Origin of the sequence: Corynebacterium sp. LaCa54, from assembly GCF_046717495.1 — a bacterium.
GTDB lineage: Bacteria > Actinomycetota > Actinomycetes > Mycobacteriales > Mycobacteriaceae > Corynebacterium > Corynebacterium kefirresidentii.
The window spans coordinates 2,140,107-2,163,223 of record NZ_CP177115.1 but is presented as its reverse complement, the minus strand read 5'-3'; the positions used below and the strand labels follow the sequence as shown (position 1 = coordinate 2,163,223).

Annotated in this window: 20 protein-coding genes; 10 read left to right on the top strand and 10 right to left on the bottom strand. The window is 59.2% G+C overall.

Annotation, left to right across the window (positions count from 1 at the left end):
* Positions 1 to 51 precede the first annotated feature (51 nt).
* Positions 52 to 1,041, bottom strand: coding sequence for a GNAT family N-acetyltransferase (locus tag ACLI1M_RS10480; protein WP_411706561.1), 990 nt, complete (start codon positions 1,039 to 1,041; stop codon positions 52 to 54).
* Positions 1,041 to 1,664 carry a peptide deformylase gene (locus tag ACLI1M_RS10475; protein ID WP_023019968.1) on the bottom strand — a complete coding sequence of 208 codons (624 nt, stop codon included), beginning with the start codon at positions 1,662 to 1,664 and terminating at the stop codon, positions 1,041 to 1,043. Before ACLI1M_RS10475 ends, ACLI1M_RS10480 begins: the two co-directional genes overlap by 1 nt.
* On the opposite strand from ACLI1M_RS10475, the gene ACLI1M_RS10470 reads away from it, so the two are divergent.
* The 3 genes from ACLI1M_RS10470 to ACLI1M_RS10460 all read left to right on the top strand — a co-directional run bounded on the left by ACLI1M_RS10470 (position 1,663) and on the right by ACLI1M_RS10460 (position 4,082).
* Positions 1,663 to 1,938 (top strand): DUF3263 domain-containing protein, encoded by a 276-nt coding sequence (locus tag ACLI1M_RS10470; RefSeq protein ID WP_086588240.1) that lies wholly within the window; start codon positions 1,663 to 1,665, stop codon positions 1,936 to 1,938. The genes ACLI1M_RS10475 and ACLI1M_RS10470 overlap by 2 nt on opposite strands.
* Positions 1,939 to 1,961: 23 nt before the next feature.
* Positions 1,962 to 2,765: a LytR C-terminal domain-containing protein gene (locus tag ACLI1M_RS10465; protein ID WP_316360727.1), complete on the top strand. Its 804-nt coding sequence runs from the start codon at positions 1,962 to 1,964 to the stop codon at positions 2,763 to 2,765.
* Positions 2,766 to 2,945: 180 nt separating this feature from the next.
* The gene (locus ACLI1M_RS10460) at positions 2,946 to 4,082 is read left to right on the top strand and encodes a glutamate--cysteine ligase (RefSeq protein WP_023019965.1); all 1,137 of its coding nucleotides are present in this window, start codon (positions 2,946 to 2,948) and stop codon (positions 4,080 to 4,082) included.
* A 35-nt stretch (positions 4,083 to 4,117) separates the two neighbouring features.
* Here ACLI1M_RS10460 and ACLI1M_RS10455 read toward each other — a convergent pair whose 3' ends face one another.
* The 8 genes from ACLI1M_RS10455 to ACLI1M_RS10420 all read right to left on the bottom strand — a co-directional run bounded on the left by ACLI1M_RS10455 (position 4,118) and on the right by ACLI1M_RS10420 (position 13,774).
* Positions 4,118 to 5,587: a glycosyltransferase 87 family protein gene (locus ACLI1M_RS10455; protein WP_248100068.1), complete on the bottom strand. Its 1,470-nt coding sequence runs from the start codon at positions 5,585 to 5,587 to the stop codon at positions 4,118 to 4,120.
* A 15-nt stretch (positions 5,588 to 5,602) separates the two neighbouring features.
* Positions 5,603 to 5,983, bottom strand: a complete 381-nt coding sequence (locus ACLI1M_RS10450; RefSeq protein WP_411706560.1) for a monovalent cation/H(+) antiporter subunit G — start codon at positions 5,981 to 5,983, stop codon at positions 5,603 to 5,605.
* A complete protein-coding gene (locus ACLI1M_RS10445; RefSeq protein WP_023019962.1) occupies positions 5,980 to 6,255 on the bottom strand; it encodes a monovalent cation/H+ antiporter complex subunit F in 276 nt (91 codons plus the stop codon). Before ACLI1M_RS10445 ends, ACLI1M_RS10450 begins: the two co-directional genes overlap by 4 nt.
* Positions 6,255 to 6,782: a Na+/H+ antiporter subunit E gene (locus ACLI1M_RS10440; protein WP_239205427.1), complete on the bottom strand. Its 528-nt coding sequence runs from the start codon at positions 6,780 to 6,782 to the stop codon at positions 6,255 to 6,257. The genes ACLI1M_RS10445 and ACLI1M_RS10440 overlap by 1 nt, the downstream gene beginning before the upstream one ends.
* Positions 6,775 to 8,601, bottom strand: a complete 1,827-nt coding sequence (locus tag ACLI1M_RS10435; RefSeq protein WP_317001488.1) for a Na+/H+ antiporter subunit D — start codon at positions 8,599 to 8,601, stop codon at positions 6,775 to 6,777. The genes ACLI1M_RS10440 and ACLI1M_RS10435 overlap by 8 nt, the downstream gene beginning before the upstream one ends.
* Positions 8,594 to 9,094, bottom strand: coding sequence for a Na(+)/H(+) antiporter subunit C (locus ACLI1M_RS10430; protein ID WP_023019959.1), 501 nt, complete (start codon positions 9,092 to 9,094; stop codon positions 8,594 to 8,596). Before ACLI1M_RS10430 ends, ACLI1M_RS10435 begins: the two co-directional genes overlap by 8 nt.
* Positions 9,095 to 12,076 carry a Na+/H+ antiporter subunit A gene (locus tag ACLI1M_RS10425; RefSeq protein WP_248100070.1) on the bottom strand — a complete coding sequence of 994 codons (2,982 nt, stop codon included), beginning with the start codon at positions 12,074 to 12,076 and terminating at the stop codon, positions 9,095 to 9,097.
* Between the two features lie 330 nt (positions 12,077 to 12,406).
* Positions 12,407 to 13,774: a M20/M25/M40 family metallo-hydrolase gene (locus ACLI1M_RS10420; protein ID WP_248100072.1), complete on the bottom strand. Its 1,368-nt coding sequence runs from the start codon at positions 13,772 to 13,774 to the stop codon at positions 12,407 to 12,409.
* Positions 13,775 to 14,002: 228 nt separating this feature from the next.
* On the opposite strand from ACLI1M_RS10420, the gene ACLI1M_RS10415 reads away from it, so the two are divergent.
* From ACLI1M_RS10415 to ACLI1M_RS10385, 7 genes are all read left to right on the top strand, one after another.
* Positions 14,003 to 15,973, top strand: a complete 1,971-nt coding sequence (locus ACLI1M_RS10415) for an OPT family oligopeptide transporter (protein ID WP_259825287.1) — start codon at positions 14,003 to 14,005, stop codon at positions 15,971 to 15,973.
* 233 nt (positions 15,974 to 16,206) lie between these two features.
* Entirely contained in the window at positions 16,207 to 17,853 is a 1,647-nt protein-coding gene (groL, locus tag ACLI1M_RS10410; protein ID WP_023019954.1) for a chaperonin GroEL, read from the top strand.
* A 661-nt stretch (positions 17,854 to 18,514) separates the two neighbouring features.
* On the top strand, positions 18,515 to 18,688 hold the full coding sequence (locus ACLI1M_RS10405; protein WP_023019953.1) for a hypothetical protein: 174 nt from the start codon (positions 18,515 to 18,517) through the stop codon (positions 18,686 to 18,688).
* 44 nt (positions 18,689 to 18,732) lie between these two features.
* A complete protein-coding gene (locus ACLI1M_RS10400; protein ID WP_023019952.1) occupies positions 18,733 to 18,867 on the top strand; it encodes a hypothetical protein in 135 nt (44 codons plus the stop codon).
* Between the two features lie 171 nt (positions 18,868 to 19,038).
* Positions 19,039 to 19,938 (top strand): polyphosphate kinase 2, encoded by a 900-nt coding sequence (gene ppk2, locus ACLI1M_RS10395; protein WP_023019951.1) that lies wholly within the window; start codon positions 19,039 to 19,041, stop codon positions 19,936 to 19,938.
* A 275-nt stretch (positions 19,939 to 20,213) separates the two neighbouring features.
* The gene (locus ACLI1M_RS10390; RefSeq protein ID WP_411706559.1) at positions 20,214 to 21,362 is read left to right on the top strand and encodes a lysophospholipase; all 1,149 of its coding nucleotides are present in this window, start codon (positions 20,214 to 20,216) and stop codon (positions 21,360 to 21,362) included.
* Positions 21,363 to 21,466: 104 nt separating this feature from the next.
* On the top strand, positions 21,467 to 23,113 hold the full coding sequence (locus ACLI1M_RS10385; RefSeq protein WP_317001496.1) for a metallophosphoesterase family protein: 1,647 nt from the start codon (positions 21,467 to 21,469) through the stop codon (positions 23,111 to 23,113).
* Positions 23,114 to 23,117: the final 4 nt, after the last annotated feature.

Below are 23,117 nucleotides of genomic sequence, written 5' to 3'. Positions count from 1 at the left end.
GGGCAGTCCCATAAGGCTCACCACCCAGCCCGAAAGGGTGCTGCGCGGGGCCTAGCCCCGCAGGCGGGCGTAGACGCGGCGGTGTTGCTCGATGAAGCCGAGCTTCTCAGCCAGCCGCACTCCTGCGGTATTGGAAGCCGGAACGGTGAGGTAGGCATGCTCCGCGCCATTATCGCGGCCCCAGCGCAGCAGGTGCTGGCCTAGCAGGGTGCCGAATCCGCGGCGGCGGGAGTTCGCAGCTACCTCCACATTAGAAAGGCCCAGCCACGCGGTGCCATCGCCGGATTTGCTAATGGCACCGCGGGCAATGGCGACGGTTACGCCTTCGAGCGCTAGGCGGCCAAAGCCAAGTGTGCCCTCGATGGGGGCGCTCAGGTGCTTCAGTGCCTGAGGCGAAAGGGTTCCGCTGCGGGAGTGATACATCTCCAGCCACTGGTCATCGGGATGGTCTTCGACATGGAAGGTGGGGGAAGCAGAGGGGGCTTCGGCAAGCGCGGGCAGATCGCGCAAGACCATAGCGAGCGTTTCTGGTTCGGTTTCCCAGGTGGCGTCGGCAAGCAGGCGCTCGGCGGGTTTGCCAATGCGCTCTGGAACCAATAGGCGCACCGGCAGGTCGCGTCGGGCGAAGAAGTCCTTAATCTCTTCCATCGGCACCGGGGTAAAGCCGGCCGAAGGGCCCAAAGGCACGGCCGAATTGGAGCTGCCGGTAGCGCCGTCGCCGGCGCGCAGGAGCCAGGAACCATCGCTTGTCCAGGCGTGTTCCCCGCCGGGGAAAGCCGCGGCCGCTGCAATCTCCACGGCGCGGATATCGGAATTGCGGACCATGCGCGGGGAGAGCCTCTTGATAATCTTCAGCTTTTCCGGCGGGATCTCTACCGCATCCAGGTCAGAGGGGAAACCACCGACCTCCTGCGGGCGGATAACCAGCGGATTGAGGCTCAGTACGTGCCCGATGACGTCGCTATGTACGCCGCCGAAATCGCGCCGGGCCACCACGCGCTCGCCCACCTGGACGGCATCGGAGCGGAAGATACGTGACATTAGTCGTCGTGGCCGAAGGGATCGGCGTCCTCGCCCGGTACCCAGGAATAACCCGGCTCGGTCCACCCATTGCGTTTGATGGCCTTTTTGGCCTGGCGCTTATAGCGGCCGATGAGGGTATCGGTGTACAGGAAGCCATCGAGGTGGCCGGTCTCGTGCTGCAGGCAGCGGGCGAAGAAGCCATAGCCTTCGACGGAGATGTCGTTGCCGTTTTCGTCCTTGCCGGTCACGCGTGCCCAGTCGGCGCGGCCGGTGGGAAAGCCCTCGCCTGGAACGGAGAGGCAGCCTTCGTCATCGGAGCCGTCGTCAGCCGGCATGGTCTCCGGAATTTCAGAGGTCTCCAACACGGGGTTAATAACGCAGCCCTTGCGCATGCCTGCCTTTTCGGACGGCAGCTCGGTGCCATTGGGTCCGTCCGTATCAGGGCAGTGGTAGACAAAGAGGCGCTTGCCAATTCCTACCTGGTTTGCGGCTAGGCCCACGCCATGGGCGGCATCCATGGTTTCATACATGTCCGCGATGAGTTGCTGCATTTCCGGGGTGGAAATTTCGGATTCTTCCACCGGTTGGGTGGGGTTGTGAAGCACGGGCTCGCCGTGGATAACGATGGGGCGAATAGTCATGCCTTACAGTTTAGGCATGAACCCCTTGTCTGACCTAGACGCCGCCATTTTGGACTTTGAAGAAACCGCGCCGCGCAGCATCGGCCGCAAGGAAGAGGCCATCCGCGCGCAACTGGATATCTCCCCGGTGCGCTACCATCAGCGCCTTAACCTGCTTCTCGACGCCCCCGCGGCCGCCCAATCCCACCCGCTCCTAGTCGCCCGGCTGCGCCGCGTGCGCGAGGAGAGAGAAAACACGCGGCGCGCCGCGCGGGGAAATACCCCTTTTAGTTAATTCTGGGTACTAGTGTTGCGTATGTGACTAATGTGAATCCGGAAAATTCGACCGACAAGGTACCCGACGAAACCCGCGCCGGCTCCGCTGCCGGTGCGTCCGCTTCCCGTGCCGCTAAGCGCCCCGCTGGTGGCGGCGCGCACGCTAAAAAGGGCGGACTCCCGCTGCGCGGCCTGGCGATGGTCCTCATCGCGGTGGCCGTCATGCTCGGCCTCTGGGCTTTGTACTCCATAACCTCGGGCGACGATGATTCCACCGTGGCCTCCGAGAGCAAGCAAGAAAACTCCACCGGTTCCACCATTGGTGCCGCACCCGAAGGCTCCGCTGGTCCCGATGCCGCAGGTTCCCGTGCCCCCGGTGCCCCAGGCGCTTCCGAGGGCGCAAGCGCTCCTTCCCCTGCACCGGCGCCAGGTGAGGGCGACGCCCCGCGTGACCCAGCTGCTTCCGGTGCCGCCGACGAGGCTGCTGCGCCTCAGGGCAATGACGCTGCAGGAGAGGAAAACGCCCACTCCGCCGCGCGCGACCGCAAAGATATTAAGGTCAGCGTCCTCAATAACTCCGGTGAGGTAGACAAAGCCAAGAAGGAAGCCGATTCCCTCAAAGGCGGCGGCTTCAAGGTGGGCTACGTGGGCAACCTGCCTGGCGATGTCCTTACCGTCCCGAAGACCACCGTCTTCTACCCGGAAGGCGACACCTCCGCTGAAGCACTGGCCAAAGAGGTAGCCGCTCGCTACCAGGCCGATATCGCGCCCATGAATCGCGACCTGCCTAAGGAGGCAACCGATGACGGCGCCGTCGTCGTCGCCCTAGCGGTGCCGCAGGCCTAAGCTAACTGCGTACCTGACCTAAAGTCCAAGGGCATCCGGCCACAAAGAAACTTCATTGTTCTGTGGCTGGATGCCCTTGGACTTTTATGATCTGAGATATTGCCTACCCGCACGGCCGCCGCTGAGAATGGGTTAAATAAAATTCACGTCTTAATACCTGTCAGCCGTTAAGCTGAATGGGTGAAGATCCCGGCAGAACAATTCGCCCGCTCTCCCGAACCAACGCTAGGTGTGGAATGGGAGGTAGCGCTCGTGGACCGCGAAACGCGCGACCTCGTCCCGCGCGGTGCGGAACTTATCGATCTGGCCAATGCGACCTATCCCGATATCCATCTGGAAAAGGAATTTCTCCAAAATACGGTGGAGCTAGTTACAGGCATTTGCCACACCGTTCCGGAAGCAATCGCTGACCTGAAAAATTCCCTGAACGCGGTGGAAGAAGCCGCCGATAAGCTGGGGGTAGATGTCTGGGCATCCGGTGGGCACCCATTTACGGATTTCCGCGAGAATCCGCTTTCGGATAAACCCAGCTATCAAGAAATCATCGCGCGCACCCAGTACTGGGGCAAGCAGATGTTGCTTTGGGGCACGCACGTGCACGTGGGCATTAGCCACGAGGACCGCGTGTGGCCCATCATCAATGCGCTAATGACCAAGTACCCCCACTTGCTGGCCTTATCAGCGTGCTCGCCGGGGTGGGAGGGCCTGGATACCGGCTATGCTTCCAACCGCACCATGCTCTACCAGCAGCTGCCTACCGCAGGCATGCCATATCAATTCCGCGATTGGGCCGAGTGGCAGTCCTATATGCGCGACCAAGCGATTTCCGGCGTTATCAACCACACCGGCTCCATGCACTTTGATATTCGGCCGGCCGCCAAGTGGGGCACGGTGGAGGTGCGCGTGAGCGATGCGACGTCGAATCTGCGCGAGCTTTCCGCCATCGTTGCGCTTACTCACTGCTTGGTGGTCTACTACGACCGGCTTATCGACGCCGCGGAACCCCTTCCCACCCTGCAGCCCTGGCACGTGGCAGAAAATAAGTGGCGCGGCGCCCGCTACGGCATGGATGCGCTGGTAATTACCTCCCGCGAGACCGATGAAGCCTGGGTCAAAGACGAGCTAGCGCAGATGGTGGAAGAACTCGCCCCCATCGCCCGCGAGCTGGGATGCTTTAATGAGCTGCAGCTTATCCACGAAATTATTGATGGCGGCGCCGGCTATGAGCGGCAGCGCCGCTTGTTCAAAGAAACTGGCAGCTGGCGCGAGGTGGTTGAGGAGACCTGCCGCGAGCTGCGCACCTTCCGCCCGCTCTAAAGCGGGAGGGCAGGGGGCCGGTAGCCGCCTCGGGCTTAGTCCTCGGAGCGCGAGTGGCGCCCATAAGCCGGGGTATCGGGGATATCGGTGATGTCCTGGGACGCGGGGAAAGCGCGCGTTTCGGGACCCACCGCGGGCATTTCTGCCGTTTCATCGCTGATAGTGCGCGCTGCCCGTGAATGACCACCACGGGTCGTAGACTCGGTGTTCACTGAATGCGCCGGACGGGCCGCGGTCGTGGTGGCAGCAGGTTGCGCGGCAGCGGGCTGCTGGGGGCTACCAGGGGCGGTCGTTTCCTTGGCCGGTTGGGTGCCAGGGATAAATCCCCACACCGCGTAGAAGGCGATATAGATAACGCCGGCGCCGGTAAAGGCCAACATGCCCCAGGGCTGCAGATCCCAGTGGTTGAGGGAACGGCTCGCAGCAGATAGCCACACGGGGGCGGAAATGAACGGCATGGTTACCGCACACATGGCCAGCACGGATACGAAACCAGCGAACTGTGCGCCGAGGAAGCCGTGCAAGCGCCTGCCCAGCGCCTGGTTAACGGAAACCAGTACGACGACGGCCAACGGCACCGTCCATACCCAGTGGTGATACCAGGAGAAGGGGGAGACCAAGCAGGAACTGATACCGGCGAGCGCAAGCGCGGCCGAGTTATTACGGTGCTTCATCGCGGTACGCAGCGCCAAGCAGGTCAGAATAAAGACCACGACCACGGCGGCAAGCCATACCCAGCCGCCGTCGATGCCCCATGCGCGGACCATCACGGAGCGGATGGACTGCGCACCTGGGTTAGTGTGCTCGCCCACGCGGGAGGATTTAAAGATGGCATCGGTCCAGAATTCGGCGGCATCCGGGATAGTTACAAAGCCAATGGCAACGGTTACCGCGAACGTCAAGATGGCGATAATCGCCTGCCACCAGCGTTTTTGGAAGAGCAGAACCAGTCCCATATAAGCGGGGGTAAGTTTCATACCCGCAGCCAAACCGATGCCGATGCCCGGCAGGGCCCGCTTGCGCGGGAGGAGGTCCAAAGCAACCAGCAACATCAAAAAGATGTTGATCTGGCCAAAGAATAGAGTGCCGTGTACCGGTTCATTTGCCGGGGTGCAGCACAAAAGCAAGATGCCCAATAACCACATTGCCGGGGAGAGCTTGAGCCCGCGCTCGCGCAGAACCAGCATGATGACCGTAAACAGGGCAAGGGCGGTGCCGCCTTGCCAAAGGAGTGTCAAAGGGGCGTCGGCAAGCGAGGAAAGCCACGTGAAAAGAGTGCCGGAAAAGGGCGGATAGGTAAAAGGCAGGTCACCAATATAGGCGTTATCGTACAAGTTTGCGCCCTGCGCTACCTCACCACCGGCGAGCCAATAAATCTTCAGATCTAGCGGAACGCGCCACACAAAGGCGCTATTGCCATCGTAGATGCTGAAGCGATAGACAATGACGCCGATGAGGGCGGCGAGCAAAGTCACCACAGTGGGAAGCCCATAAAGCTTTTTCACGGTGAAAAGCGTCTCCTACTTGCGGCGCAGCGACTTCGCGGCGGGGCGGTCGTTGCGGGACATGGTTTCCTCGGTGCCGTATAGGCCCTCACGGCGTGCAATACGTGAGGTGCGCTGCGCGGTTACCGGGCTAGTGAACATGGCAAACAGTACCAGCAAAATGAGCATTCCTAAATCCCCCCGCTCGGCCACGCTGAAGGATTCCGTGCCCGTGAGGCGGATGATCGCGCCCAGGATGGTGAGGATAAGACCGGTGGTCTGCGGCTTGCTCACCGCGTGTACGCGCGACATTGTGTCTTTGAATCGAGCGATGCCGATGGCTGCGGCCAAGGTGAGGAGGCTGCCGCTAATAATGAGGATGAGCGAGAGTACATCAGCGATAAAGGACCAGCTCATTGGTTATCCCTCTTCCTAAACCTTGTAACCGACACGGTAGAGATAAAGCCCAAGAGTGCAATGACCAGCATGGCCGAGGCCACCGTGGTGTTGAGCGACCAGCACATGTAGGTAGCAAGCGCGCACTGGAACATCGCGGTAAAGCCATCCATACCCACCAAACGGTCCAGCGAATTAGGCCCGGTGATAATGCGCCAGACGGTAATGAGGAAGGAGACGACCAGCAGCGCGGCGGCCACCAGCAAAATCGCATTGTAGATCTGAGGATCCATTAGGGGTGGCTCCTTTCAAAGATTTCGATGAATGAGGCCTCCATACGGGCCACGGCATTGATCTCGCGCTGGATTTGCTCCTCATCGTGGGCATCTAAGATGTGGACGGTGAGCATGCGGTTAGCAATATCAATATCGGTTACCGTGCCACCCGGTTGCAGGTTGTACAGCGTCACCGCCAAAGAGATGGCAAACTCATTATCCAAGCGCATGGGCAGCTCTAAGATGGCGGTCTTGGGCACCGGCTGCGGGCGCACGGCCAGCCATCCCACCTTGAGCGAGGCGTAGAACAACTCCCAGAACCAGCGGAGCATAAAAGCAATGAGCTTGCCCCAGGAGACGTCGATGCCGGTAATCGGCATGGCCGGCAGCGGTAGGGCAAAGACAATAACGACGCCGATGATAAGTCCCGCCACCAAGTTTCCCACGGTGACCTCGCCCATCAGCATGCACCACATGATGATGAGCCAGACGATGAACCACGGACGGAAGCGGTGGTGCAGGCCGGAAAAGCGCGAGTTAGTCATCGCTAATATCCTTCCTCTTGGCGGCGTCCGGGGACTTTACGGTGGTGGAATGCGCATCGCGTCCACCGGCTTCTGGATCGGTGCGGGAATCCAGGCCCGGCGAGGCCGGGGGCTCCGCCTCAGGAGAGTGGCTGCGCCTATTTTCATAGGAATCAGCGCCGCCGGTGTAGCGCTCCTTCTGGTTGAGGTGGCGGGTGGGATCATCCGCGCGGTCGCCCAGCACGGCGTACTGGTAGATGGACGTATCCTGCGCGGATTCGGCCGCGCGCGAGGTTACACCGGAAATCGGTCCGGCCAGGAAAGTAATGGACGTAGACGCGGCCACCAGCAGGGTCGTAGAGGCGATCATGCCAAAGGGCACCCTGCCCACATCCTGGCGGGAGGAAAATTCCACCTCATCGGTGATATCGGAAAGCGGGGCCGGGCGGGCGAGCGCCACGTTGCCTTCAGGGGCATCGGCGCGGTCGCGTTGAAAGCCCTTAGCCCACACCAGCATCATCACGTAGAGGGTAAGCAGGGAGGTAGCCACGGCTCCAACGATAAGTACCCAGGCCATCCAGGATCCTTCATTCGCACCGGCTTGCAGCAAAATGATCTTGCCCAGGAAACCGGAGAACGGCGGGATGCCGCCCAGGTTGATGGCGGGGATGAAATACAAGATTCCGATGAGCGGGGCGGAATACATCAGCGAGCCCAAACGGCGCAGCGAAGATGTTCCGGCCTGGCGCTCAACCAGTCCGACCACCAGAAATAGCGCAGTCTGGACCAGAATGTGGTGTACGGCGTAGAAGATGGCGCCAGAAAGCCCCTGCGCGGTACCCAAAGAGACGCCGAAGATCATATAACCAATGTGGCTGACCAGGGTAAAAGACAAAAGGCGCTTAATATCGGATTGCGCGATGGCGCCCAAAATACCCACCAGCATCGTGGCGAGGGCTACCCACATGAGCACGGTATCGAGCCCACCCGCAGTAAAGACGGAGGTGCGGGCGCGGATGATGGCGTAGACACCCACCTTGGTCAGCAGGCCGGCAAAGACGGCCGTGACCAGCGAAGGTGCCGTGGGATAGGAGTCCGGCAGCCAGGCATCCAGCGGGACCACGGCGGCCTTAATGCCAAAGGCGACGAGCAACGTGGCAAAGATAGCGGTGCGAGTTCCTTCCGGAATGTCCTGCATGCGCTGGCCAATCTGTGCCATGTTCATCGTGCCCACGGAGGAATACACATACCCCAACGCGAGCAAGAAGATCATGGATGAGGCCATCGACACCATCACGTAGCCCACGCCGGCGCGCACTCGACCAGCCGAGGCACCTAAGGTCAACAGCACATAGGACGCCACGAGGAAGACCTCGAAGCCCACGTAGAGATTGAAGAGATCGCCGGCCAAAAAGGAGATATTAACGCCCATGGTCAGCAGCATGTAGGTGGGCAAGAAGACGGCCACCGGCTCGTCCTTGGTGCCATCGCGAACGCCCTGGGAAATGGCGTACCAAATGACAGAAAACAGCACCACGGAGGACGTAAAGAGCATGACCGCAGAGAGGCGATCCGCCACGAGCGTGATGCCCACCGGGGCGTCCCAGCCTCCTACCTGCAGGGTTTGGATGCCTTCAAAATCCGCGATGAGGATGAGTACGGCATTGACCACGGCGGTAATAAGCAGTGAGAAAAATACGATCTGGCGCTGCGCATTGGGAATGCGGCAAAAGATCAAGGCGAGGGCCGCGGCCACTGCTGGGATGATAATGGGCAGCGGAATGAGGTAGCCGATGTAGGGAAAGAGGGCATCGACAAGCGGCTGTACGGTCTCACTCATCGCGGGCCCCCTTTACTGGTTCCTCGAAGGATGCAGGGCCGAAGTTATCGCCTTGCTTGGTGGCGCGGCCGGTAGCCGGATCATTGGACGCATCTTGGTCCGGGCTGGCGGCCGCATTGCCGGGGCGCGCGGCCTTGGCGGCAATAGCGGTATCTTCCGCGTCATCTTCAATGACATCATCCGTGCGGTAGCGGTACTGGCGGTAGGCCAGGGTAAGGATGAAGGCCGTCAGCGCCATGGAAATGACGATGGCAGTCAGAATCATTGCTTGTGCCAGCGGATCTGCAATCTCGGTGCCGAAAGGTTCCGAGTCGCGGCCATCGATAGGCGGGGAACCGGCCGAACCGCCGGACTGCAGCAAGAAGAGGTTAGCGCCATTGCCCAAAAGCAACAGGCCAAGCAGCATTTTGGTCATGGCGCGGTCCAGGAGTAGGTAGACGCCCGCGGCTACGAGCACGCCTGCAGCCAAGAGGAGGAAGAGGTTGGCTTCCATTTATTTCTCCTTCCCTGTGGTGGCGGTTGTGCTTGCTGAAGCGGCTTGTTTCTTTTCCTTGCGCTGGGCCCGTTGTGCCTTTTGCTTGGCGGTGCGTTGGCGTTGCTGCCGGGCCAGCGAGCGGGCGCGATCACGGGCACGTTGCTTACGCATATCCTCTTCCTCGTCCAGCTTGGCACCCAACGAATTCAAGATATAGAGCGTGAGCCCCACGACGATGAGGTAGACACCTGCGTCAAAGACCAACGCTGAAGGCAGTGACACCTTGCCGATGAGCGGAATCTCCGGCGAGGTGTATCCGCTGGTAAGCGGCGGGTGTCCAAAGAACATCGGGGTCACCGTGGCCAGTGCGGACAGCAAGAGACCGGTGCCCATGGTGCGGCCGGCATCAATAGGCAGGGTTTCTTCCAGCTCCGCGCGCCCACCAGCCAGGTAGCGCAAGATGAGCGCTAGCGCTGCGACGAGGCCGCCGGCAAAGCCGCCGCCAGGGGCATTGTGGCCGGCGAAGAAGAAGTAGAAGGACAGTGCGACCATGGACGGAAAGAGCACGCGCGTGGAGACATCGATCATCAGCGAGCGGTTGAGTGCTTGCTCTGATTCCACCCCGGCGGCCAGCCACCGCCGGCCGGTAACCCGCAGGGTGGGACGGCGACTTTCGCGGCCGAAGGATTGGGTGCGATAAATCAGAGAGACCACGCCCAGTGCGGCGATAATGATCACCGTGATTTCGCCAAAGGTATCCCAGGCGCGCAAGTCCACTAGCAAGACGTTGACAGCATTGGCGCCGTGTCCAATCTCTTTGGCCAGATCCGGCATGAACTCGGAGATGGGCTTAGACTGACGGGCGTTAATAGCAAACATCGCCACCACGGTGACGGTAAGGCCCGTGCCCACGGAAAGCCACGCGCGCAGGCGCCCCATCTTGGGGTCCTGCTTCCACTCGGTGGAGGCCGGCATGCGGCGCAGCACCAGCATGAAAAGAACCATGACTATGGTCTCCGTCAACAGCTGGGTAAGCGCCAAGTCCGGCGCACCGTGCAGAGCGAAGATGAAGGCGAGGGTATAACCGGTCACGCCCACGATGATGACGGCGGACAGACGGTTATCGGTGACCGTGGCGGCTACGGCGGCCACCATGATGATGAAGGCGGCGACGATCTGCCAAGGATTTTCCGCCACAATCATGCGGATATCGGTGAGATCGCCCTTGATGATCATAGCCAGTGGCAGCAGCATCAATGTGGCAAAGATAACCGTCAAGTTCAGCTGCAGGGAGCCGCGCTGCGTGGTTGCCGTCGTGCGCAGCGAGAGCTGCCGCAAAAGAGCGATGACTGAATCATAGGCGTCATCCGCATTGCCCAGCGCGGGGTAGGAGAATTGCCACTTGACCAGGACCTGGCGTTGCCAGTGCATAATAATACCGGCCACAATAATGAGTGCGGAGAGGCCCAGCGCCACCGTCAAGCCATGCCACAGGGCTAGCTCGCTATGCTCCTTCGGGCCGAAGGTGGAATTGAGGTGTTGGTCAAAGGCCGCCGAAAGCGGCTTGGGGAATACGCCAAGTACCACTGTCAGGACGGTAAGTAAGACAGGGGAGAGCCATAGCCCTAGGTTGACCGGATGCATCTTGGCGACGGCCTCTGCGGGCTCCGTTCCATTGACCTCCTTCTTGGTGGCAAAGGCACCCCACAAAAAGCGCAGCGTATAGGCCATCGTGAGGATAGAACCGAGGACATAGGCCACAAGCATCATATTGCGCGGCATGCCGGCCAAGAGCTCTTCGTGCATGGTGGCTTCCAGCACGGCCTCTTTAGCCACGAAGCCAAACAGTGGTGGGACGCCGGCCATGGAGAACCCGGAAATGATCGCAATACCGAAAAGGAAGGGCTCCTTGCGCCCCAAGCCGGATAGCTTGGTGATATCCCTCGTGCCCGAGCAGTGATCGATAGCTCCGACGACCATAAAAAGCGCCGCCTTAAATAGCGAGTGCGCAAAGGTCAGCGCGAGGCCGGCCTGCATGGCTTCCCGCGAGCCTACGGCCATGATGGAGGTGATAAAACCCAACTGGGAGACGGTGCCATAGGCCAAAATCAGCTTCAGGTCGCGCTGTTTGAGCGCCATCCAGCCACCGAGCAGCATGGTAAATACGCCTAAGGAGATAACCACCACGTGCCAGGTTGCCACCTCATACATCGAGGGCGCCAAGCGCCCGACGAGGTAGATGCCGGCCTTAACCATCGCGGCGGAGTGGAGATAAGCGGAGACCGGAGTCGGCGCCGCCATCGCGCCGGGGAGCCAAAAGTGCGCCGGTACGATTGCGGACTTTGTCAGCGCGCCCGCCAAGATGAGCACGATGGCCACCGTGACATAGGGTGTTTGCGCAAAGTTCTCATAGGCGGAGATATCACTAAAGGTCCACGCCCCAGTTTGCCGCCCGAGCAAGATAATGCCCATGAGCATGGTTAGCCCGCCCAGCGCGGTGACCATCAGCGCCTGCTGGGCCGCGCGGCGGGAGGAGGCTCGTTCCGCATAGTAACTAACCAAGAGATAAGACAGCAGGGAGGTAATCTCCCAGAACACGTACATCAGCAGGAAATTATCCGCGGCCACTAGACCAAACATGGCGGTGGCGAAGCCCACCATTTGCGCCGCGAACATGGCCAAGCGGCGTCGCGTGCCGTCGAAATAGCCCCAGCAGTAGATCAATACCAGCGCGCCCATGCCCAAGATGATGAGGCTAAACAGCGCGCCTAGTCCGTCTAAGCGGAGGTCAAAACTTAGGTTCGCGGAGGGCATCCATTCCACGGTATGCTCAACCGCGCCACCGTCTGCGAAGGTGCCGCGCAGAAAGTGCATGAGCGTCCACACAAAGCCTGCGCCGGGGACTAGGGCCAAAATTCCAAATGCCGGGCGACCCATTCGCATGATGAGCAGCGGTGCCACCACGGTGGCGGCGATGAGAGTACCCAGGAGTATTAGCACGTTGGTTACTGCGCTCCTTTTGGTTGTATCGCGTTCTCTTGCCCCGCTGCCGCGAACACCACGAGCATCACAACTACTGAGAGACGAGAACATTCACGAGCCGCACGCCGCTGAGTACGCCGCGGTGGCATAGTGCAAGCAACATGGCCGAGCGCGGGGCCAACTTTTTGCCACTTTACCGGCTTTTCTACGGCTTTGAAAGAACTATTTTTGGCGCTGTATTATATGCTGCTGTTTTGCGGCATAAAGAAACCCCGCTCCGTGGGGAGCGGGGTACGCCGCAGTGCCGCGGCAATAGCCAGGGCCCAGGCTGGACTAGGGCCGCAAACCTTAGGAGTAGCGCTGCAGGAAGAGTGCCTCGGCTGCGGCAATATTTTCGATCTCGGTGGGATCCACCGACTCATTGGCGGAGTGAATGGTGCACTTGGGCTCCTCCACACCGTAGAGGGCGATCTCCGCGTTCGGGTGCGCCTCTTGCAGCTCGGTGGTCAGCGGAATGGAACCGCCCATGCCCTGTGCGGCGGTCTCTGCGTTATAGGCCTCGGAAAGGCATTCGCCTAGCAGGGCAGCGGCTGGTTTTTCCGGATCGGTGGCAAAGCCGGCATTGGACTCGAGCACCTCGGCCTTGACGTGGGCGCCCCAAGGGGTGTGGCTGCGGAGGTGCGCACAAACGGCGTCGGCAATCGCAGCGGCATCGGCGCCAGCCGGAACGCGCAGGTTGAGCTGGGCGGAAGCGGTAGCGGGCACGGCGTTGACTGCTTCTGCAACCGGGGTAGAGGTAAAGCCGGTCACTGTAATGGCTGGGCGGGACCAGACCATATTCGCCACCGGGGTGGCGCCAGCCGGGTCATCTTCGCCCATGATCTTGGTGCCCTCCAGCAGCTGTGCATCGGCACGGAAGGCCTCGGCCGAGTATTCCTGGCCGGACCACTCGGCGGTGGTATCTACGCCATCGATAACGGTGCGGCCGTACTCATCGGAAAGAGAGTCGATGGCGCGCATCAGGGCTTTGGTAGCGTCCGGGGCCGCGCCACCAAATTGGCCGGAGTGAACGCCGGCGGCCAGCGTATCGACCTGCACACCAATCTGCGCGCCGCCGCGTAGGGAAGTGGTCAAGGTAGGCTGGCCTACGGCGGAGTTGCCGGCATCGGCGATGAGGATGGCATCGGCCGCAAAAAGCTCCGGGCGGTCCTTGATGAGCTGGGACAGGCCCTCGCCGCCGCGTTCCTCAGAACCCTCGATGAGGTACTTCAGGTTGACCTTGGTGCCGCCGTTATTGTCCACCGCGCGCAGGGCCGCTAGGTGCATAGCCACGTTGCCCTTGCAATCGGCGGCGCCGCGGCCGTACCAACGAGTAGAGCCATCGGCGGCCTGGCGCTCAGTAAGGGTAAAAGGATCAGAATCCCACGCTTCGCGGTTGCCCGCCGGTACTACGTCATAGTGGGAGTAAAGCAGGACGGTTTTGGCCCCCTCGTCGCCCTTGCGCTCGCCCAAGATGGCGGTGGAGCCATCGGCCGTGGTGATGGTTTCCACGCTCACTCCGGCTTCTTCGAGTGCGGACTTAACCCACTGGCTCGCGCCCTTGGTCTGGTCCTCCAAGCCCTCCTCATTGTGGACGGAGTTGAAGGCTACGAGCTCGCTGAGCTGGCGGAAAATGGTCTCGCGGTCGTTGCGGATGCTTTCACTAAGTGCAGTCATGTGTACTACCGTACCCGTCCTGCCCAAGCTATAGAGCAACCGGAATAGGAAAACGCTGGGGTGGTGAACTAAAATTTATTCATTCCACCCTGTGCGGATTTTGTCCGTTCGGACCCCATTCCGGCGAGGAATCGGGGACAAACAGACAGGAACGGACGTGGCAGGCTGCGGTTTGTTACGCGGGGTGAAACGAGAAACTTTCATAGCCGAGAATAGAAAGGACCTGGCATGGCGAACGCATCATCCGCCGCAGGTTCCAAGGCCACCCTGCCCGAGCTGACTCTGCGCGGCATTATCATCGGCGGCCTGATTACCCTCATCTTCACCGCTGCCAACGTGTACCTAGGCCTGAAGGTGGGCTTGACCTTTGCTACCTCCATCCCCGCTGCCGTGATTTCCATGGCAGTCTTGCGCCATTTCAAAGGTCATAACATTAAAGAAAATAATATTGTCCAGACCATCGCCTCTGCTGCGGGCACCTTGTCCGCCATCATCTTCGTCCTCCCGGGCCTAGTGATGGTGGGGTACTGGCAGGGCTTCGGCTTCCTGCAGACGGCCGGTGTGTGCATCATCGGCGGCGTGCTGGGCGTGATGTATTCCATCCCGTTGCGCCGCGCTTTGGTAACAGGCTCCGATCTGCCCTACCCGGAGGGCGTGGCCGCGGCCGAGGTCCTCAAGGTGGGCGATGAAAATGCTTCCGGCGCCAACCAGGAAGAAAATGCCAAGGGTCTGCGCATCATCGTCGCCGGCGGTATTACCTCGGCCGTCATGGCGCTGCTGACCGCAATGAAGGCGGCCGCCTCTGAGGTCACCGCCTATTTCAAACTCGGCGCCGGCGCGACCACCCTGGGCACGAGCCTTTCTACCGCCCTTATCGGCGTGGGCCACTTGGTGGGCCTGCCGGTGGGCATCGCCATGCTGGTTGGCGTAGTGATTTCCTATTTCATCTTGCTGCCCATTTTCACCACCGGTGATATTTCGGGCGCCACCGCGCTTGCCGACGTCGTCGATACCACCTTCTCCGATGACATCCGCTTCATCGGCGTGGGCACCATGGCCATTGCCGCTATCTGGACCCTGCTGAAGATTGCCGGGCCCATTGCGCTGGGTATCCGCCAGTCGCTAGCCTCCTCGCGCGCCCGTAAGTCCGGTTCCGCCGTGGATGTGACCGAGCGAGATATTCCCTTCCCCTATGTTGCCACCACCATCGTGGCGTTTATGGTGCCCATCGCGCTGCTGCTGTGGGACTTCGTGCAGGGTACCGATATCCATGACCATATGGCCGTGCTCATTACCGTCTCCGTGCTTTTTACGTTGCTGGTAGGCCTCATTATCGCCTCCGTGTGCGGCTACATGGCGGGCCTGATTGGTGCGTCTAACTCGCCGATTTCCTCCATCGGTATCATTGCCGTGCTTGCTGCCTCGCTGCTCATCGCCGCCGTTACCCGCGGCACCAGCGCTGATCCTTTGTCCTTGGTGGCGTATACGCTCTTTACCGCGGCCATTGTCTTTGGTATTGCCACCATTTCCAATGACAACCTGCAGGACCTGAAGACCGGCGCACTCGTTGGCGCTACCCCGTGGAAGCAGCAGGTAGCGCTCATTATCGGCGTGGTCTTCGGCTCCCTAGTCATCCCGCCGATTTTGCAGGTCATGCTCAACGGTTTCGGTTTCCAAGGCATGGAGGGTGCGGGCGAAGACGCCTTGGCCGCCCCACAGGCCGCCTTGATGTCTTCGGTTGCCTCCGGCATCTTCGATAGCTCGCTGGATTGGGACCTTATCTTTATCGGCATGGCTATCGGCGCTGTCCTCATTATTATTGACGAGCTCCTGCGCAAGTTCACCGATAAGTACTCATTGTCCCCGCTGGCAGCTGGCATGGGTATGTACCTGCCGGCCGCGCTGACCATCGTCATCCCCATCGGCGCCATCCTGGGCACTTTCTACGATAAGTGGGCCGCGAAGCAATCCCGCCCCGAGTTTGCCAAGCGCATGGGAACCCTCCTGGCTACCGGCTTGATCGTGGGTGAGTCCCTCTTTGGCGTGGTCAATGCCGGCATTATCGCCGCTGCTGGCGGTGATAGCCCGCTGGAGATCTTTGCAGGCGGTACCTCCGCCACAGTGGTTGGCGTGATCCTCTTTATTCTTGCGCTGACGTTTATCTACCGCTGGACCAAGCGCACGGTGAAGAGCTCCTAGTTTCAGATCCATTCCTTAATATAATGGCGTCCCTGCATGGGGGCGCCATTTTTTCTTGCAGTCGCGATGGGAGAGTGCCAGAATGGTCGTTAGCACTCGCACAGTATGAGTGCCAGATAAATCTACATCGTTGTGGTTGAGGTTGGTTCACACTCACCAGCCATGCCGTCGCGGGCGTCCGCAGCGAGAAAGACGTGAGTGTCGTCCTCAATAAACCAAGGAGCACAAACACAATGGCAAAGATTATCGCTTTTGATGAAGAGGCCCGCCGCGGCCTTGAGCGCGGCCTGAACACGCTGGCCGACGCAGTCAAGGTCACCCTCGGCCCTAAGGGCCGCAACGTCGTCCTGGAAAAGTCCTGGGGCGCCCCGACCATTACCAACGATGGTGTTTCTATCGCTCGCGAAATCGAGCTCGAGGATGCTTATGAGAAGATCGGCGCCGAGCTGGTCAAGGAAGTGGCTAAGAAGACCGATGACGTCGCTGGCGACGGCACCACCACCGCAACCGTGCTGGCACAGGCTCTGGTACGCGAGGGTCTGCGCAACGTAGCCGCAGGTTCCAACCCTATGGGCATCAAGCGCGGCATCGAGACCGCAACCAAGAAGGTTGTAGATTCCCTGCTGTCTTCCGCTAAGGAAGTAGAAACCCAGGAGCAGATCGCTACCACCGCAGGCATCTCCGCTGCTGACCCGGCTATCGGCGAGAAGATCGCTGAGGCTATGTACACCGTGGGCAACGGCTCCGTAAACAAGGACTCCGTTATCACCGTGGAAGAGTCCAATACCTTCGGCGTTGACCTCGAGGTAACCGAGGGCATGCGCTTTGACAAGGGCTACATCTCCGGCTACTTCGCTACTGATATGGAGCGCCAGGAGGCAGTCCTGGAGGACCCATATATCCTGCTGGTCTCTTCCAAGATCTCCAATATCAAGGACCTCGTTCCGCTGTTGGAGAAGGTCATGCAGTCCGGCAAGCCGCTGCTGATCATCGCCGAGGACGTTGAGGGCGAGGCCCTGTCCACCCTCGTGGTGAACAAGATCCGCGGCACCTTCAAGTCCGTTGCCGTTAAGGCTCCTGGCTTCGGCGATCGCCGCAAGGCCACCCTGCAGGACATGGCCATCCTCACTGGCGGCCAGGTCATCTCCGAAGAGGTCGGCCTCTCCCTCGAGACCGCCGAGCTCGAGTACCTGGGCCAGGCACGCAAGGTCGTTGTCACCAAGGATGAGACCACCATCGTTCAGGGTGCTGGCTCCCAGGAGCAGATCGACGGCCGCATCAAGCAGATTCGCGCTGAGATCGAAAGCTCCGATTCCGATTACGACCGTGAGAAGCTCCAGGAGCGCCTGGCTAAGCTCTCCGGCGGCGTTGCCGTCCTTAAGGTCGGCGCCGCTACCGAGGTCGAGCTCAAGGAGCGCAAGCACCGCATCGAGGATGCAGTCCGCAACGCAAAGGCTGCCGTGGAAGAAGGCATCGTTGCCGGCGGTGGCGTAGCCCTGCTGCAGGCTGCTTCCGTCCTGGATTCCCTGGATGACCTCAAGGGCGATGAGGCTACCGGCGTCAAGATCGTCCGCGAGGCCCTGTCCGCACCGCTGAAGCAGATCGCACACAACGCTGGTCTGGAGCCGGGCGTTGTTGCTGACAAGGTTTCCTCCCTGCCAGCAGGCGAGGGCCTGAACGCTGCTACCGGTGAGTACGTCAACCTCATGGAGGCTGGCATCAATGACCCGGTCAAGGTCACCCGCTCCGCACTGCAGAACGCTGCTTCCATTGCAGCTCTGTTCCTGACCACCGAGGCCGTCGTTGCCGACAAGCCTGAGCCGGCCGGAGCCAACAACGGCATGCCGGACGCTGACGCCATGGGCGGCATGGGCTTCTAACGCCCTATACCCCATAGGCCGCCAATAACAACGGGCCTAGCATCAGCCTGAGCGCCCCGTTTCTGTGCTTTAGAGCGCATGAAACGGGGCGCTTCGGCGTGTCTGCACCATTTTCTTTAAGTGATGCGATATGTGAACGCTGCGTCTTTACGAGATGACTTTCCGAATGTGCTCGTCATAGTCGGTTTCAATTGGGGCTGGAGATCGGAGAGCTTTTGGGAAATTCACCGCGCTATATGGCTCGCGATTCTCCGCCACAGCTTTTAACATGCGAACCATGCACCCCAGTGACCCCGTATAGGGGTAGCTGAAGGGGCGGAATTTAAAAAGGTTTTCGCTCTCGGAGAGTGGGTTTTGCGCCTACCTATCGTTCGTTACTCCGGAAGCGTTACAGTGTTAAGCCTGAGCTAACCTAGCTATTTAAAGCGTAATGTAAAAGCCCAGTTTAGTAGCCTTTCAGTTAAGTTAAAAAATTTTAATGCCTCCAAAAGCCATAAACTTATCCCTATCAAGTTGCCTGCGTGATGGGGCATCTATGCAAATTTGACTTGATTTCGTTCAAACTTGTGTCAAAATATCTTTTGTGACGCCCGCTGAGGGTGTCTGCAAACTGCAAACCCCTCCGCGGCAGTAGCTTCGGATCTATTTTAGGAGTTCAAACATGGATCTCTCCACCATTCAGATGCACTTGGATAACTTCGTAACTACCTGGGAAGGCTGGGGCAAGATTGTTCAGGGCATCCAGGACTGGAAAGGCGTCGCTGAAGGATTTGAGGCCCTGAAGGAAGCTTTCGAGACTTTCGGTAACGGCTTGGAAGAACTGAGCTCCAAGTAAGCAAGACCTTTCCATCAACCAACCTTCAATAAGGAGACACTAAAATGCAGGAACTTTCCTCCAACTTCGGCAGCTTCGTAGAATTGAGCAGCAATTTGTTCAACTCTATCCACGAGGTTCTTTCTCCGCTGCTGTCCATTGCTGAAGGCGCTTCCAAGCTGATCGGCATGTTCGTATAAGAACATCCTCCAGTTCTGAGCTTTAAAGCTCACTGAAGCAAGAAGGTCTACCGTCTCGGTAGGCCTTCTTTTCGTTTTGGTGGCTGTTTAGGGAAGGGATAACTTCTTAGGGAAGGGATAACTTCGAAAGTTTAACGCGCTTGCTGTCTATATTCGGGTTACACTTAATGCATGGCTGATATTAAAGACGACGATCTTCCCGAGATTGACCTGGCAAAAACAGACGGCTACGTCGTCGACGGAACCGATGAGGATGACCCTTCGCTGATCATGCCGGATGGTTCCCCGGTTCAGACTTGGCGTGAAAATTACCCCTACGATGAACGCATGACTCGCGATGAGTACGAGTCCGTTAAGCGTGCGCTGCAGATTGAATTGCTGAAGTGGCAGAACTGGACCAAGGAAACTGGTCAGCGTCATATTATTATCTTTGAGGGGCGCGACGCAGCCGGTAAAGGCGGCACTATCAAGCGCTTTAACGAACACCTGAACCCGCGCGGTGCCCGCACAGTGGCATTGGAAAAGCCGTCGCCGCGTGAGTCCACCTCGTGGTACTTCCAGCGTTACATCGAGCATTTCCCGGCCGGTGGTGAAATCGTCTTCTTTGACCGCTCTTGGTATAACCGTTCCGGGGTGGAGCGGGTTATGGGCTTTTGTACCGAAAGCCAGCACGCGGAATTCCTTCGCGAGGTTCCAATGCTGGAGAATATGATTCTGGGCTCGGGTATCTCCCTGACTAAGCTGTGGTTCTCGGTTACTCGTAAGGAGCAGCGCACCCGCTTCGCCATTCGCCAGATTGACCCGGTACGTCAGTGGAAGCTTTCGCCTATGGACTTGGCTTCGCTGGATAAGTGGGATGACTATACCCGTGCGAAGGAGGAGCAGTTCCGCTACACGGATACGGAAGAGTCGCCGTGGATCACCATTAAGTCCAATGACAAGAAGCGTGCCCGTATCAACGCCATGCGCTACGTGCTGTCTAAGTTCGAGTACACCAATAAGGATCATGAGTTGGTGGGCGAGGTTGATGAGAATATCGTCAAGCGCGGTCGCGACCAGATTGGTGACTAGGTTGATTTGAATTGGCCGCAACGTGGGCGGGAAACTCGGTAGCTCCGAGTTTCCCGCCTTTTGTTTTAGGGGTACTAAAGGGGGTAAATGCGGACAAAAAGTTTCGGGGGAATTGTTGATTTCTAAAGGGCTCTTCTTCTGCGGTTATGTCACGCAACCGTAGGTATCATTAATGAAAACTATTTGTGCCCTGGATTATCTGATATTTAGCATTACTGTTATCTCAATCTCATCTAGCGAACCGATATGAGCTACAACACCTCAAGGAGACAGTGATGATGAAGAAGCACCTCGCCGCCTACCTAACGGCAGCGGCAGTAGTGGCGGCACCAGTGACGGTATCTGGCACGCTTACGACAGGAGCAATCGCACAGGAAGCCCCAGCGCCTGCACCCGCGGCGGACCAAAAGCCGGATGTGTTGGGACGTCCGACCCTCTCAGAGAAGCAGGTATCTGATGAGGATGGCTATTTCGACAGCGCGCACGGCCACGGCGTCAAGATTTACTACCGCACTCAAAAGGTGGCCAATCCGCGTGGTGCGGTGGTCTTGGCCCACGGCGTGTCTGAGCACTCGGGGCGTTACGATTACGTCGCTAAGCGGCTGCTGGATGCGGGCTACAACGTCTACCGCGTAGATCACCGCGGGCACGGCAAGTCCGCCGGCGGCAGCGTGCCACTGGGACACATCGATAATTTCCAGTACATCTTGGATGATTTCGACCATGTGGTGGACATGGCGAAGGAGGAAAATCAGGGCGCTAAGACCTTCCTGCTGGGCCACTCGATGGGCTCGCTGACCGTAGAGGCCTATGGCATCCGTAACCCGGGCAAGGTAGATGGCATCATCACCAATGGTGGTGGCGCGCCGCTGAACCTTTCGGGCAAGAATGTTGCGGGAAAGAACATCACGCCGGATGATATTTCTGAGACCCAAAAGAAACTGGATCCCACCATCTTTGAGCGTTTGCCGTTGGCCCAGCTCACCAGTTTCAATGCCCGCTACGCGCAGAACCTAATCCCGCACCGTACCGAAATCGGTGTGGACTCGCCGGAGTGGAGCAAGGGCATCACGATGTCTAATCCGTTTACAGATGGCATCTCCACTAACCAGGCGGTGAAGGACGAATATGCTTCGAGCCCGCTTATCGCAAAAAAGACCAGTGCTGGCACGGCCTTGCAGCTGGCAGCAATTGCGAATTATGACGCCGTCAATGCAGACCTCTTCACCGCTCCGACGCTTATCATGCACGGCACCAAAGACGGCATCGTTCCGCCGTACTTCTCCCAGGATTGGTACAACTCCATTTCCTCCAAGGACGTGGAGTATGTGACCTGGGAGGGCCAGAAGCACGAGGTCTTCAATGAGCCGGCGGCCGACCAAGCCCTCGATACGGTCGTGGATTGGCTGCACCGTCACGCCTAGATAGCAAGGAACATAGGCCAGGACTCTTGGCAAGCATTTAGTGCTTGCCAAGAGTTTACGTATATGTAACCGCCGTGTTGCCCAGGCCAGATAGAAATTGAGTTATGAAAAATAAACTCTGTGCTTTCTCTTCTGTCCTGGCGCTTACCGCAATAGTAGGCGCACCCGGAGCTGCGGCCCAGTCCTCGCTTCCGGGTTCGTCCCTTAGTTCTTCATTGGGGTCGTCATTCGGCTCTTCGCTGAGTTCTTCACCGAGCTCCTCCCACGGTTCCTCCACAGGAGACGATGTGCAGCAGGAGGACGCCACTGAGTCTCGGGTGCTGTGGCAGGAAAGCTTCGACGGGGCGGATACCCCGGCATGGTTCACCCATCGCGCGCCGGAGGGGTGGAAGACCGACGTGCAGGGCGTGGACTCGGGCGAGGCGCGCTGGAAAGGCTGGACCTTTGGCGATATGCGCCACTGGACCTGGGCATCTGGTACCGATATGCGCCACTACTTCACTCAGGCTCATGACACCTTCGCCATCATCGACAACAAGCAGCAGCGCTTGGCCGAAGGCGATTCCATGACCGCGGGTCTGAAGACCCCGGACATCCCGGTGGCGGGGCAGGACCGGGTAAACGTGGAATTCGATCACCATTACCGCCAAGGCAAAGATGGGCAGAATGCCACCGTGGAGGTTTCTTTCGATGGCGGTAAGGCGCAGGAGATTGCCGCTTTTGATAGGGACGTCTTTTCCAATCACGAGTCCATCGGCATCGATGTGCCGGCTGGCGCAAGGAAGATGCAGGTCAACTTCCGCTACAACAACGGCAATGATGACTGGTGGTGGGCGGTGGATAATGTGGGCGTCGTCAAGCCGCTGGGCGAGCTTAAAGGCTCACCGCAAGCCACAGTAGACGTGCTTTCCGACGTCCAGGGCGACCCCCAAGACTACAAAGACGCGGTCCGCCAGTTGAACGGTATGGAGGACAAGGCCGGGGCGCTGGTGCTCAACGGCGACCTCGTGGACGATGGCTCGCAGCAGCAGTGGGATGATTTCTTGGCCGCGCACAGCGAGGTGCCGCACGATTCGGGCAAGGAATTGTGGACCATCGGCAACCACGAAATGTATGGCAAGGAAGGCTCTAAGACTTACCTGGATCGCTTTCTCAAATACTCCGGCCAGGATAAACCGTGGAAGGAAGAAGTGGTGGATGGGGTGCCGCTCATTTCGGTAAATACCGAGTTTTATTCCGATATTCTGCGCCACGGCAAGGAGCCGTTCCAGCGCATCAGCAAGGAGCAGCTCGATTGGCTAGATGAGCGCCTGGCTTATTGGGATGCTAAGGGCACTCCGGCGTTGGTCTTTAGCCATCCGCTGCTGCCACAGACGGTATCGATGTCTCATTCGGCGTGGTACCAGAATGACTTTGAGGACCTCGAGGCGCTATCCAACGTGGTCAATAAGTACAACAACATCGTGTGGTTTAGCAGCCACAGCCACTCTTCGCTGCGTCAGAATAACTGGTGGGGAACCCGCCGCTATGACGGCACTGGTGAGGCTGGCCGTACCGGCTTCCCCGTGGTCAACACCGGCGCCATTCTCAATGAGTACCTACCGGATGGCGATAACGACGAAAAAATTGTTAAGGAAAAGGAAGAGGCCTCCACCGGACTGCGGGTCAAGGTGTTTGCTGACCGTGTCCGGGTGGAGGCCTGGGACTTCAAGTCCGGCGAGATGATTAAATACCAGGACTTCGCGCGGTAGGGCG

Coding starts and splice junctions, on each gene's coding strand:
- ACLI1M_RS10480 (WP_411706561.1), bottom strand. CDS start 1,041: ATGTCACGTATCTTCCGCTCCGATGCCGTCCAGGTGGGCGAGCGCGTG.
- ACLI1M_RS10470 (WP_086588240.1), top strand. CDS start 1,663: ATGCCTTACAGTTTAGGCATGAACCCCTTGTCTGACCTAGACGCCGCC.
- ACLI1M_RS10475 (WP_023019968.1), bottom strand. CDS start 1,664: ATGACTATTCGCCCCATCGTTATCCACGGCGAGCCCGTGCTTCACAAC.
- ACLI1M_RS10450 (WP_411706560.1), bottom strand. CDS start 5,983: ATGAGCTGGTCCTTTATCGCTGATGTACTCTCGCTCATCCTCATTATT.
- ACLI1M_RS10445 (WP_023019962.1), bottom strand. CDS start 6,255: ATGGATCCTCAGATCTACAATGCGATTTTGCTGGTGGCCGCCGCGCTG.
- ACLI1M_RS10440 (WP_239205427.1), bottom strand. CDS start 6,782: ATGACTAACTCGCGCTTTTCCGGCCTGCACCACCGCTTCCGTCCGTGG.
- ACLI1M_RS10435 (WP_317001488.1), bottom strand. CDS start 8,601: ATGAGTGAGACCGTACAGCCGCTTGTCGATGCCCTCTTTCCCTACATC.
- ACLI1M_RS10430 (WP_023019959.1), bottom strand. CDS start 9,094: ATGGAAGCCAACCTCTTCCTCCTCTTGGCTGCAGGCGTGCTCGTAGCC.
- ACLI1M_RS10420 (WP_248100072.1), bottom strand. CDS start 13,774: ATGACTGCACTTAGTGAAAGCATCCGCAACGACCGCGAGACCATTTTC.
- ACLI1M_RS10415 (WP_259825287.1), top strand. CDS start 14,003: ATGGCGAACGCATCATCCGCCGCAGGTTCCAAGGCCACCCTGCCCGAG.
- groL (WP_023019954.1), top strand. CDS start 16,207: ATGGCAAAGATTATCGCTTTTGATGAAGAGGCCCGCCGCGGCCTTGAG.
- ACLI1M_RS10405 (WP_023019953.1), top strand. CDS start 18,515: ATGGATCTCTCCACCATTCAGATGCACTTGGATAACTTCGTAACTACC.
- ACLI1M_RS10400 (WP_023019952.1), top strand. CDS start 18,733: ATGCAGGAACTTTCCTCCAACTTCGGCAGCTTCGTAGAATTGAGCAGC.
- ppk2 (WP_023019951.1), top strand. CDS start 19,039: ATGGCTGATATTAAAGACGACGATCTTCCCGAGATTGACCTGGCAAAA.
- ACLI1M_RS10390 (WP_411706559.1), top strand. CDS start 20,214: ATGATGAAGAAGCACCTCGCCGCCTACCTAACGGCAGCGGCAGTAGTG.
- ACLI1M_RS10385 (WP_317001496.1), top strand. CDS start 21,467: ATGAAAAATAAACTCTGTGCTTTCTCTTCTGTCCTGGCGCTTACCGCA.